We start from the raw sequence: 12,482 nt of genomic DNA on the forward strand, positions 1-12,482 counted from the left end.
TTAAATATAAAAGTAAAAAGCATGAGATACCCAAAAATATGGGTATCTCATGCTTTTTCTGTTCAAACCTAAAAACTTTACTGAAAAAAGAGTGCTTTTTTCAGTGGCCTCGGCTACAACCTACTACTTTTTCTATAACTGTAGAAACTCAATTATAGTTTGATCAGCAAATATAAATATTATACTAACTAAATATTTTTCATCTTTTAAATAACTTCAATAAAATGAAAAGTTCATTAAATATGCTAAAGACAAACTATGGCTATATGTCTAGCTTCAATAGTCTCACTCTGAATGTAACATAAATACAATTGTGTTACTTTCAGATTGAGGCTATTACACAGTTTTACGAATTGTAAATTACTTAATTTATGGTAATTATGGTATAATTAAATATATATTTTATGACGGACTTGTATTCTATTATGGGGTAGTGCTCGCAAAATGCGGAAAATATACGTTAAGACAGTTATTACCAAAAATATATTTTATCAAAACATTCTGAGTTAGAACTAATACTAAATAGTTCTAACTCAGAAAAACATATAACATCGGTGTAAAGCATTGATATATCTAGCGTTTCATCACTAAATGATAAAGCACCTATTTTTTTGCTCAAAACAAGTTAGTTAAAGTACAATTATAGCATTGATAATGCTATCTAAAATAGTGATAAAAACATTTGTTAGCTAATATATAATCCTTGAGAAAAATATTAAAATAACACTGGTATATTTAATATTTACCTTAGATATATCACCATTTTGGTAACAAATGTCTTAACGTATAAAATCCTCGTTTCGCGGTTACTACCCCTAAATGTGTTATTTCACAGTAGTAGAATATGTTGAAGTAAATAATCAAATATTTTGAAGAGGTGTATTATGCCAACAAAAGTGAAAATAAAGATAAAGGATAATAGTGAATTAAGAGAAAAAATTGATGAATTATATGAAAAAATGAACCAAGTAGATTTAGCAAAATGGTCGTTACTCATGGCAAAACATATTTTGGACACTGTAAATATAGATTATAATTCGATAGATGCAATAGTTGATGGATTTATAGTAAATGAATTATGGCAGACAGGTAAAGTGAGGATGTATGATGTAAGACAGGCTGGCTTTAAAATTCATAAGATTGCTCGTGAGTGCGATTCAGAAATAAAGAAAACAGCATTAAGAGTAGTTGGTCAAGCAGTATCAAGTGGACATATGAGAGAACATGCAATGGTAGCATCGGATTATGCAATAAAAACAATAGGCTTAATTAGTTCAAATGATATCGACGCTATAACCTTTGAAAGAGAATGGCAACTTAATGAATTGAAGAAGTTTTCGTAGCATAAAATGAGAATAAGCTGTGATAAATTTATTACACATCATTCGTAAACTACGGTGCGGCAAGAAGTCGCTAATTATTAGTGTTTCGTGAGAAACTGCATTAGTTACTAAATGTATCCCCGCTCGAAACTGCATTCTGAGTAATCGGTTTGTAGGTTGCATGAGAGTTAATTATCTAATCTTATTGCTTTACGCAGAAGTAATGGTGGGTTAGGGGAAAAGTGGAAAGCACAAACGAAAGTTGAACCTTTGTAATCTTCGTTAATGAAGATAAGCGTACTGCGACATAACAAGCTTATTATGGATAGGAAAGATTGAATCGTAGTCCAATCATGCAGTAACCCAAATATCTATCGGAGTAAAGAAGGGTGCTTACCCATTTGAATCTAATAATAGTGGAACTTGATAAGCCCTTTGTGTTCCTCGATAGAGGTAGGGCAATCGAAAGAAAGCTACAATGCCAGAGGGTAATTTGCTACTTTCAATAAAACGAGTTACACAAATTAATAAGGGTAAAAAAACTGCTGGTGTTGACGGTCAAGTTGCAATCACTTCAAGTGATAGATTGAGATTGTATAGCCTTCTCAAAAAATATAGCATTAAGTATGTTAAACCAAAGCCAGTAAAGAGAGTATACATACCTAAGAAAAATGGTAAAATGCGACCTTTAGGAATACCTGTTATAAAAGACAGGATATTTCAAAACATAGTTAAAAATGCTCTGGAGCCACAATGGGAAGCAAAATTCGAACCTTCTTCATATGGATTCAGACCTAAGCGAAGAGCCCAAGATGCCATTGTCAACCTATTCACTAAGCTATCATCAAGGAGTACAAGACAGTGGGTATTCGAGGGTGATTTCAAAGGTTGCTTTGATAATCTTAATCATCAATACATTATGGACTGTTTAATGGGTTTTCCCGCTAAAGAAACTATATATAAATGGTTGAAAGCAGGATATGTTGATAATAATTCATTCAATGACACACATTGTGGAACCCCCCTTGAGGTGCTCCTTCTTCAGTATTCGTAAATACCCCATTTATCATCACTCCACTTTGTAGATACTTTCGTACCAGAGAGATTACTCTACTATCTTTAATATCTTCCGATAGTATCCTTATTAATTTATCATGATTTATCGTATCAAAGTATTTAGAGAGGTCTATATTTACTGTCCATGTATGTCCAGCGTTAATATATCCCCTACATTTTTCAACAGCTTGTTTTGCACTCCTTAAAGGTCTAAACCCATAACTATTATCCGAAAATTTATCTCTCGACAATACTTGCTCGAGTAAATCATTACCGTATCTATTTGCACCGTTTCTTCCTTCTTCTGACATAGGAGAAATACTATGCACTTCTACGTTACCTTTAAGTTCCACTCTATTCAGCCTTCTTTATGAAGTTGTCTGCTTTCATCATATTTCTTCGTATCTTTCAAAATTCCAAAACCTCCTATTGTTCAGTCCTTCCCACGCTAAAGCGATTAGCATGGTACTATGACATCTGCTGACTTCTGATAGTTCAGACATACATCACTGTATGGTTTGTTATTTCTAAATTCGTATCCACAACATATCTATCAGATCTCCCCGGGTAAGAACGCAATCTTTCACTCCATCTATCTGCTACATTTACATTCGCCAGTTTCGAATAGTTTTGGGCTTCATTTTGACTTGCAAATTTACCCACAAGCAAATGCCTTTTATGTAGTTTCTGTTCGTCAGACCAGAGTTTGGCCGCAGACTTCCTTCAGATTCCACCTCACGGTGGACACCCTTGTCTTAAGCTATGCACTTGGCACTATTAACCCGTACTAGGTACTTTCACCCATTAGATTACGCCCATGCCTGGCGCACAAGTGAAAGTAACTCAATTACCATTGTGTTACTTTCGGCATATTAATATAACTTAATTATATTAACCCCCACATTAATTAAATGTGGGGGTACTTGTGATATGACATATAAGAATATTCCAAATTAATTGAAACAATGATTAATCATTTGTTAATGATATTTTTTCAACCTTGTAAAAACTTGTGACAAGAATATATCCGAAGAGCATTTGCATAAAACTTATAAATAAATTAGAGTTAGCAAAACTAAGAGTTAAAATTTGTGAATTAATTGGAAATGTAAAAATTAAAAAGACAATCATACCTACGAAAAAACTCGGGAGACCAACTAAAATAAGTCTCGGTAAATTGATCTTCCAATGACCATTCATCTTCGTTTCACTAATTAATTTTTCAACACCAAATATCATTCCTGCAATGCAGTAAACAATAAATTCGAATACGAAACCAATTGTATTTCCCATACTATCCTTTTGATATGTTTCAACAAGTTTATCAACTATACTAACTCCGAAAAACAACAATGTTATAGCCATTAGCATAATAATATACCGTAGTATCTTTTTTTTCATAAAGATATCCCCCTCTATTTTAATATATATAATCATACCATAATTACCATAAATTGAATATATTAAAAATCATTTTTAAATGAGTAATAGACTCAAAGTGAAAGTAACTCAATTGGTATTGTGTTACATTCGGAATATTAAAATACTCCAAATATGTTAAACCCCATATCATTAGATATGAGGTTACTTGAGACTTAATATATGAATATAGCAAAGTAACTCAACTTTTATTTGTTAGAATACTTGATATATAATCTGAGGAATAATTTTTCGTCTTACCTCACTTCTATAGAGTTGTTCCTCTTCTGTTCGTCCACTATATAAAGATTTTTTTAATGTTGAATTGTCAGATACAATAAAAATCGCACATATTGATATTCCACTTATATTGGCGGCTTTAAAAGATGCGGACGTTTCCATCTCGATTACTTGTGCCCCCATGCTTATAATGTTATCTAAATGAGCAAACTGTGCAAATATAGTATCAACACTAAAGTTATCTGCGATATGCCATTTAACTTTATTAGCAATACAAATTTTATCAGTGACATCCGTTACCTTCGTAAACATATTTCCATCTGGATAATTTCGTTCACCGAAACAATTTACATCAATGTTTTTAGATAAGTATTTACAAACACCATCTCCACAAATTGAAAATCTTGGGATAACAATATCTCCAATATTTATCCCTTCAATAAGAGAACCTACAGAACCTACAAATATGATATTTTTGCACTTAGTACAGCCTAAAGCCAGAATTACATCGGTACAAACACTAGCACCAATACCCGTTTTAATATATGTATAATTTTTATCTTCAATTGAAAATTCCCATACTTTTATAGGACCATCAACTATCATTTCTACTTGTACACTAGTATCATACTTGTCAGGTTCCCACCAAGGAGCAATAATAACATTTTCTTTTATTATGTTTTTATCGCATCCTATTACAGACTTGCATATATCTTTCTCCTTTGTACCATATTTAATATTACCATCAATAAGATACTGATAAATTTCTGATATCATTAATATCCCCCTCAAAGTATATTTACAATTATTTAAAAATGTTGAAAATTTACTTAATTATACCATATATAACATGAGAATTTTGCAGTTCTAAACGATAAAACCCACTCAATATAATAAACGTTGTATGGTTTCCTCTATAACTTCACTTGTTTTTTCTTTGAATAAAAAAAAATAATTATATTGACTAAACTTTTTATAATTGCTACAATAATACCTAGATGTAATATGCATAGTTATTCTAAGTATGAAAGGAGAAATTTTATGAAAGTTAATAAGGAATTACTTAGGGGTTGTACTGTAATACTGATACTAAGCTTGCTTGAGCGGAAATCAATGTATGGATATGAGATGATTAAAGAGCTTCAAAAAAAGTCTAATGGGGTATTTGCATTTAAGGAAGGAACCATCTATCCTATTTTGCATTCTCTTGAAGCCAATAATTTAATTGAGTCCTATTGGAATGAGAATGTAGGTGTTCGTAAAAGAAAATACTACAGGATTACTGAGGCTGGCAAAACTGAGGCTAAGGAAAAGCAACAGGAATGGAAGGTATTTACTGAAGCTATGGGTCAAGTTTTATGGGAGGGAATAGCATGGGGTTAAATGATAATGAAAAGATAAAAGAATATCTAAGCAGCATATGTTGCCAGATTAGGAATTCAAAGATACATAGTGATATTCAGGAGGAAGTTAGAGGGCATATTGAAGAAATTGCTCAGGAATATATCGACGGCGGTTTATCTGAAAATGAAGCCATAAATAATGCATTAACACAAATGGGTGATGCATCTCTTATTGGTAGGGAGCTTAATAAAGTTCATAAGCAAAAACCTGAGTGGAGCATAATAATTTTAACTTCAATTTTTGCAGTGCTAGGCCTATCAATGATTTTCCTTATAGATTACAGCGGAATACTCAATTATTCATTATTTTCCAAAAGCATTATAGGTACATTAATAGGTCTCTCTTTTGCTGCTTTTTTATACTATTTTGACTACATGAAAATCAAAAGTTATTCCCAATATATATACCTTGCAACTATCGCAGTTATGCTTCTTACAATTATATTTGGTCGGACGGTTAATGGAAAAACATTTTTATTTATTGGTATAGGTATTAATTTTATTGATGTAAGTCCATGGCTTCTAACTATCTCCTTAGCCGGCATATTTAGCAAATTTAATTGGAGTGAGAACAGGAAGTCCATCTATGGCAGTATCATAATTGTTGTTCCGATTCTTCTAATGATTGTTAGCCACTCATTTTCTGCATTGTTGCCTTATTGTACGTCAGTTATAGTTCTTTTGATAATGTCTGGAGTAAAAATAAAAAAAATCTCCATACTTATAACATCCTGCTTAACTGCATTTATTCTTTTCTTATTTAAGGAACCCTACCGCACTCAAAGGCTTTTAATTTTCTTAAATGCAAAAGGTGATCCCCAGGGAAGCGGATATTTAAATATCCAATTAGATAAACTAATTCACTCAGCAGGCATTTGGGGACAGGGACTTACCTTTGACGGTAAAATGCTACCTGAAATACACACAGATTTTATTTTTACCTACATCATATACACCTTTGGCTGGATTGCTGGAATTTTACTGGTTGTTCTAATAGTCCTCTTCTTAGTAAGAATAGGAAATATTGCTCTTTATGTTAAAAACAGCTATGGAAAGCTTTTAATTAGTGGATTTACAGCAATGTTTTCTGTTCAGTTTGTATGGAATATACTTATGAATCTAAGCCTTGCACCAATAACTAGTGTTGATTTGCCTTTCATAAGCTATGGAAATTCACAATTTATCATAAGTATGGCTGTTGTAGGCTTGATATCAAATATATATAAACAAAAGAATAAAACACTTTGGACTGCCTAGAATACTGCGTTTAATTAAAGTTTTAAGATAAAGCAGTGTATATTCTCAATTAGACGCTACTACAATCTACCTATAAATTATTTCACAGTCTTATGATATTATTAATTAATATACATTTCAAAATAATATTTATTTGTTAAGGAGTTAAAAATGAAAAAATTGAGGTTATTAACTTTTATACCATTATTGATGGCAGTACCATCAATAATTATTGGGGTGATAGCAATGTACACCAATAAAGTACCAATTAATATTTTTGTTCAAAATATTTTTTATTTAGTATTAGCTGGAATAATTTCATACTTTATACTGCTAAAAAAATCTAAATCTAAAGTTAAAAATAATGCAAACACTAATACCACTACTATTATAATTGCAATAATCCTTTTATTTCTAACTTTTATTAGTTCAGGAATAGAAGGAGTTCATAGATGGGTATCTGTTGGGCCAATTAAGTTTTACGTTGCAGTAATTATTCTACCAATTATAATTATAGATATATGGAAATTATTGCAAATAAGAGATTGGTGGGTTTCAGCTACTATTACAATAGTTATATCCATTTTGCTTGCTTTACAACCTGATGCTTCTATGTTATCTGCATTTGCTATTCCAATGATAATGTTGTTATGGAATAAGATTAATAATAATACTTTTCGCTTTTGTATTGTAGTGTTACTTTTTACTTTGATTATTATTTCATGGATGTTTTTAGATGAATTACCACCTGTATCTTATGTTGAAAATATAGTTATTTTGGTAGCGAATATGGGACTTATATGGCTTTGTTTAGGGGTTATCTCTCTTGTAATATTGCCATTGCCATTTATATTTTTTCCACCAAAAAAATATAAATTGTTATCAGTAAGCATTGGTATGTATTTTATAATTATCTTAATTTCTACTTTACTTGGAAATTTTCCAGTTCCATTGATGGGATACGGAGTTTCCCCTATAATAGGATATTTTATATCTATAACTTGGTTTGCAAACTCCAAAATTAATTCATAATATTCATAAAATATGTAATAAATATAGCCAGAGTTCGTTATTTATGCTAAGAACTAAACCGCTAAAGACGGTGGTAGACGAGTACTAATTATTTTAATTTTGCTTTTTTCCTTAAATAAAATAAAAAAAAGCATCTTAAATAAGATACTACTTTATTATAATTCACACTTCCTATAAACTTTTATTGTTGAAATAAAAAATAAGGGAGTGTTATTATTAATGTGTAATAAATAAATCATAAAGTAATAATAGAGTTGCAACTTCATTAGTAATTCAAGCTAATTTAGGTTTGAAATTTGAGATATATTAAATTTAAGATTGCACGATAAATTTGCGACGGAGATAGATATTGGCTAAATAAGGTACAAGTGGATTTAAATCTAAATCCACTTGTACCTTTTTTATTTTTTGATGTGCATTAGAAGAAATTTGACGACAATTATTAGCGTATGCTTAATTCAAAATATATCTCTATATCTTTAAAAAATGGTATAATTAGCATTATAAATATAAAACTAGGATATTTATTATGAATAAAATTTTAATAATAGAAGATGATTTAAACTTAAAAAAGTATATGCGGGAATATTTAAATGCTTATGATTATGACACTATTCTCTTAAATGATTTCCAAAATGTCTTAGAAGATGTTCAGCATATAGATCCTAATCTTATAATATTAGATATTAATCATCCAACCTTTGATGGCTTTTACTTTTTAAAAATCATTAGAAATAAATCTAAGGTTCCAGTAATTATTGTTTCAGCTAATGCAAAGTGATTTATTAAACATATACTCTCCATTTGCTGCAACTCCAAATATTACTGATAAAAAATATATCACTAAACTAACAGCCAAAACTACTTATATAGTTTTACAAATAGGAGCTTTCTTTATTACAAGGAGGAGGTACATTAGGGAGGTAGTTGGGTAATAGAGGAAAGGCTGTCTCACTCAAGAGTTTGATTTCTAGAGTGAGACAGTCCCTTTTTATTTTAAATCTGTTACTGCTTTTTTGCTAAACATAGTGTTAATAATCTTATTAAAGACGGGCCTTTGTACATTACATTGGGCATTTGGACGTGTCATGACTTTGATTTTATATAAGTGGAATAAAAAAATAAAGGTATAATATAGAAAACTGTAACTATATGTTGTAAAATGGAAATAAAGTTTACTTAAGGAATATATGTTATATTCTAATATGGAGGTGTAAAATATGAACGAGAAAATACTTGTAGTGGATGATGAAGAGAGCATTTTGAATGTACTTACTTGTGCATTAAAGAGAGATGGGTACTGCGTAGAAAAAGCTTATGATGGTCAAGAAGCACTGGACATGGTAAAAAGCTTTAAGCCCCATATAATGATTTTGGATTTAATGCTTCCTGTAATAAATGGATATGAAGTTTGCAAAATACTGCAAGATGAAAATATAGGTATTATTATGCTCACAGCAAAAAATGATATTGTGGATAAGATAGTAGGATTAGAACTAGGAGCGGATGATTATTTAACAAAGCCTTTTGACCTAAGGGAAGTTCTAGCAAGGGTAAAGTCTTTGGCGCGAAGGTTTAAAAAAACAACAGATGATAGGCGTAATGATAACTTAATTGATATTCATGGTTTTAATATCAATAAAAAACTAAGGACTGTAAGTATCAAAAACTTGAAAAAAGATTTTACACAAATGGAATTTGATTTACTATATCTACTTCTTTTAAATCCCAATGTAGTATATTCAAGGGAGCGTCTTTTAGACATTGTATGGGATATGGAATATGTTGGTGGAACGCGTACGGTTGATACACATGTCCAAAGAATAAGAAAAAAGTTAGGACATCCTTATGAACAACTAATACAGACAGTTCATGGTGTTGGATATAAAGGAGTTGATGAATTATTTGAAGATCGGGATTAAAGTTAAGCTTATAACATTTACAGCCTCACTCCTTTTAGTTGTTATATTATTTTTAAGCGTTTTTGTACTTAATGGAATAAAAAGCTATCAAGATAAGGAAAATGAAGCGACTCTTTTTAAGCAAAAAGATATGTTTGAGCAATATTTTAGTGAACGCTCGAGTTTAGGTGATAATGGAACTAATAATACGGCACAATTAGCTAGAGGAAGCATATTTAACAAACCATGGCTTAGAAATATACCAGCAAGTGTATATGATATTAAAGGGAATCTTCTCTCTGGATTTAAAGTAGATGGTATGGTTAATGAAAATAAGGAAAAAGCTGTTATGATTGAATCTGCCAGTCAAGGTAGAGTATCTTCTACAAAAAATAATAATATAATATACTTTTATTCCCCAATTAAATATAAAAATTCTATTGTAGCAATTTTAGAACTTGAATATTCAGTTAAAGAAAGTAGTTTATTTTATGAAAATATAAAAAATATGTTTTATGCAGCAGGTTTTTCAGCATTAATAGTTGGTGTAATTCTTGGTATTCTGTACTTATTCAGTTTAACTCGCGATATATACATAATGAAAGAATCAGTGGAAAATATTCAAAAATATGATTTTGGTAAAATACATTTAGTCAACAGAAACGATGAATTAGGGGAGTTAAGCAAAGGGATAGTGTTCATGAGTAATACTATAGAAAAAAACACCAAAGAACTTAAAATTGAGCGGGATTCTATGAGTATTGCATTAGATAAATTGCAAAAGATGGACAAGAAACAAAAGGAATTTATAGGTAATGTAACGCATGAGTTTAAGACTCCAATTACCATTATAAAAGCATATGCAGAATTAATTGGAATGTATGAAAATGACTTGAGTTTAATTAATGATGGAACATTAAATATATCAAAAGAATGTGACCATTTGGCAACTATGGTAGATAAGGTTTTGAATTTGTCTGCTTTAGAAAAATACGACTTTGAAATAAGCAAAAAAGAAGTCAATTTAAAAAGAATCCTTGATGATATTTGCACGCGAATGATGGGGAGAATAAAGAAAAACAACCTAACCTTTAAATCTAATATTGAAAATATCGTCGCATCAATAGACGAGGAAAGTTTGAGACAAATTATTATTAATTTAATTGATAATGCTATAAAATATAATAGTCCTAATGGAACTATAGATGTTGAATGTCATAAATTTAACAATAAAATATCTATTATTGTTGCTGATACTGGCATAGGTATATGCAAAGAATCTTTGCATATAATTTTCGAGCCATTTTATAGAGTTGAAAGTCATAGAAGTCGTGAAACAGGAGGAGCTGGGCTAGGTCTATCTTTGGTAAAAAAGCTGGTTGAAAAGCAACAAGGAACTATAAATGTAGAGTCTAAGATAAATGAAGGTACTATATTTACTATTGAATTTTTTGTATAGAATTTACAAAACTGTGACATTTGTTTATAATTTTGTGAAAAGTTTTTGATATTATGAGTTTATAAAGTAAAAGGGAGGGAAGTCAATGTCTAGAAAAAAGATATTATCTTTAGCTCTAGCCATAGGAGTTATCGGTGGTGTGACTACTTATGGAATAATATCTCGTTTTCGCACATCTACTACACATACTATAAAAGTAATGGAATATAAGCCATCTGCACAAATAAATCAAAATGGCTTTCAAATTGACAAATATCAAAAAATTGAAAGTGTTGCTTGGATTAATGACAATGAGGTTTTAACATTAACTAAAAAGGGAGACTCTAAAAACCCGGATTCTACGCAGCCGATAAGATACTGTAGTATCTATAATTTAAATACAAAAAGTTCTAAGGACTTTAAAGACGTAAATATAGATGAATTTATGGGTGTGTCACCTGATAAAAAGTATGTAATTTATGCAGAGGAAAGAATCATGCCGACGGTAGGAAGTGCGCAGTATGAAAAGGCTATTGATTCAGGAGATAATTTGCATAAAAATGTAAAAATATTAAATTTATCTACAGGTGAAATTACCAAGCTAGATACAGAAAAAGATAATTATGTTGCAGAATTTGTATGGGTAAGTAACAATAAAATTCTTATAAACTATCAAGAAAAATGGATAATTATTGATATGATTGGAAAAGTGTATGCGGAGGGCAGTAAATTTGATAATGTCCAGATGGTAGCTGGGGTTGATGATATAAAAGATCTAGGAACTAGTGTAGAAGGTAAATTCTATTATAGTGGATGCGAAAATGGAAAAGAGGGAATTAATTTATGGACTATTGATGTTGTAACTAAAGAAATAAAAACTATTTTAACAAATGAATCCTTTAACTGGGCATACAAAAGGGGTAAAACAATTATAATTGAGAAAGATAATACTGGAAAACAATTATCTGCTGGAATATTTAGAAATACAACTTATCAAGCTATTATTATGGATAAATCGGGCACACAACTGCATAAAATAAAATTATCTAAAGATAGATATAGTAAAGATTACACACTGTCACCAGATGGAAGTAAAGTTGCTTATGTAGAATATGCTGATGATATAGAGGTTGCTCCTAACCCTGCAATTGACCCTGAGTCCAAAGTTAAAATTATAGATGTAAAGACAGGTATTACAAAAGAAATAGTTAAGGGGTCTAGTTTAAAAGATAAAGATGTAAATAATGATTATACTATGGTTGAAGTAAACGATGAAAACGGTAAATTTATAAAAAAGAAGGTACGTGTAGGGGTGTCAATTTCGAATATTTGTTGGGATAGTACAAGTACTGCTTTATTATTTACCTATGGAGCATCTCGAGCAGGTAATACTCAAATAAATACTTATATTGTTAGTTTAGATAAATAAAACATT

The 12,482-nt window shown here is 30.4% G+C and carries 14 protein-coding genes; 9 read left to right on the forward strand and 5 right to left on the reverse strand.

The genetic code is table 11. The annotated features are described in order from the left end of the window. Window positions 1-472: 472 nt before the first annotated feature. A complete protein-coding gene (locus KPL55_RS10415; RefSeq protein ID WP_216306655.1) occupies window positions 473-619 on the reverse strand; it encodes a hypothetical protein in 147 nt (48 codons plus the stop codon). A 265-nt stretch (window positions 620-884) separates the two neighbouring features. On the opposite strand from KPL55_RS10415, the gene KPL55_RS10420 reads away from it, so the two are divergent. Together KPL55_RS10420 and KPL55_RS10425 are read left to right on the forward strand one after the other, a co-directional pair. Further along, window positions 885-1,343, forward strand: coding sequence for a putative immunity protein (locus tag KPL55_RS10420; RefSeq protein WP_216306656.1), 459 nt, complete (start codon window positions 885-887; stop codon window positions 1,341-1,343). A gap of 457 nt (window positions 1,344-1,800) precedes the next feature. Further along, a complete protein-coding gene (locus tag KPL55_RS10425; RefSeq protein WP_216306657.1) occupies window positions 1,801-2,376 on the forward strand; it encodes a reverse transcriptase domain-containing protein in 576 nt (191 codons plus the stop codon). Here the strand turns inward: KPL55_RS10425 and KPL55_RS10430 are convergent. The 4 genes from KPL55_RS10430 to KPL55_RS10445 form a co-directional block, all read right to left on the reverse strand. After that, window positions 2,321-2,731: a reverse transcriptase domain-containing protein gene (locus KPL55_RS10430; RefSeq protein WP_312887267.1), complete on the reverse strand. Its 411-nt coding sequence runs from the start codon at window positions 2,729-2,731 to the stop codon at window positions 2,321-2,323. The two genes, KPL55_RS10425 and KPL55_RS10430, sit on opposite strands and share 56 nt — an antisense overlap. Before the next feature lie 142 nt (window positions 2,732-2,873). Continuing rightward, the gene (locus KPL55_RS10435; RefSeq protein WP_246599391.1) at window positions 2,874-3,041 is read right to left on the reverse strand and encodes a hypothetical protein; all 168 of its coding nucleotides are present in this window, start codon (window positions 3,039-3,041) and stop codon (window positions 2,874-2,876) included. 306 nt (window positions 3,042-3,347) lie between these two features. Then, the gene (locus KPL55_RS10440; RefSeq protein ID WP_216306658.1) at window positions 3,348-3,779 is read right to left on the reverse strand and encodes a hypothetical protein; all 432 of its coding nucleotides are present in this window, start codon (window positions 3,777-3,779) and stop codon (window positions 3,348-3,350) included. A 234-nt stretch (window positions 3,780-4,013) separates the two neighbouring features. Then, the gene (locus tag KPL55_RS10445) at window positions 4,014-4,814 is read right to left on the reverse strand and encodes a phosphorylase family protein (protein ID WP_246599392.1); all 801 of its coding nucleotides are present in this window, start codon (window positions 4,812-4,814) and stop codon (window positions 4,014-4,016) included. A 264-nt stretch (window positions 4,815-5,078) separates the two neighbouring features. On the opposite strand from KPL55_RS10445, the gene KPL55_RS10450 reads away from it, so the two are divergent. From KPL55_RS10450 to KPL55_RS10480, 7 genes are all read left to right on the forward strand, one after another. Beyond that, complete coding sequence (locus tag KPL55_RS10450; RefSeq protein ID WP_216306659.1) at window positions 5,079-5,420, forward strand: PadR family transcriptional regulator; 342 nt, start codon at window positions 5,079-5,081, stop codon at window positions 5,418-5,420. Continuing rightward, entirely contained in the window at window positions 5,411-6,697 is a 1,287-nt protein-coding gene (locus KPL55_RS10455; protein ID WP_216306660.1) for an FtsW/RodA/SpoVE family cell cycle protein, read from the forward strand. Before KPL55_RS10450 ends, KPL55_RS10455 begins: the two co-directional genes overlap by 10 nt. A 150-nt stretch (window positions 6,698-6,847) precedes the next feature. Next, entirely contained in the window at window positions 6,848-7,708 is an 861-nt protein-coding gene (locus tag KPL55_RS10460; protein WP_216306661.1) for a cell division protein, read from the forward strand. A gap of 529 nt (window positions 7,709-8,237) precedes the next feature. Beyond that, on the forward strand, window positions 8,238-8,489 hold the full coding sequence (locus KPL55_RS10465) for a response regulator (protein WP_216306662.1): 252 nt from the start codon (window positions 8,238-8,240) through the stop codon (window positions 8,487-8,489). A gap of 439 nt (window positions 8,490-8,928) precedes the next feature. After that, complete coding sequence (locus tag KPL55_RS10470) at window positions 8,929-9,630, forward strand: response regulator transcription factor (RefSeq protein ID WP_216306663.1); 702 nt, start codon at window positions 8,929-8,931, stop codon at window positions 9,628-9,630. Next, window positions 9,614-11,068 carry a sensor histidine kinase gene (locus tag KPL55_RS10475; protein WP_216306664.1) on the forward strand — a complete coding sequence of 485 codons (1,455 nt, stop codon included), beginning with the start codon at window positions 9,614-9,616 and terminating at the stop codon, window positions 11,066-11,068. Before KPL55_RS10470 ends, KPL55_RS10475 begins: the two co-directional genes overlap by 17 nt. A gap of 85 nt (window positions 11,069-11,153) precedes the next feature. After that, on the forward strand, window positions 11,154-12,476 hold the full coding sequence (locus KPL55_RS10480) for a TolB-like translocation protein (protein ID WP_216306665.1): 1,323 nt from the start codon (window positions 11,154-11,156) through the stop codon (window positions 12,474-12,476). Window positions 12,477-12,482: the final 6 nt, after the last annotated feature.

Origin of the sequence: Clostridium lacusfryxellense, from assembly GCF_018861735.1 — a bacterium.
GTDB classification, from domain to species: domain Bacteria; phylum Bacillota; class Clostridia; order Clostridiales; family Clostridiaceae; genus Clostridium_AD; species Clostridium_AD lacusfryxellense.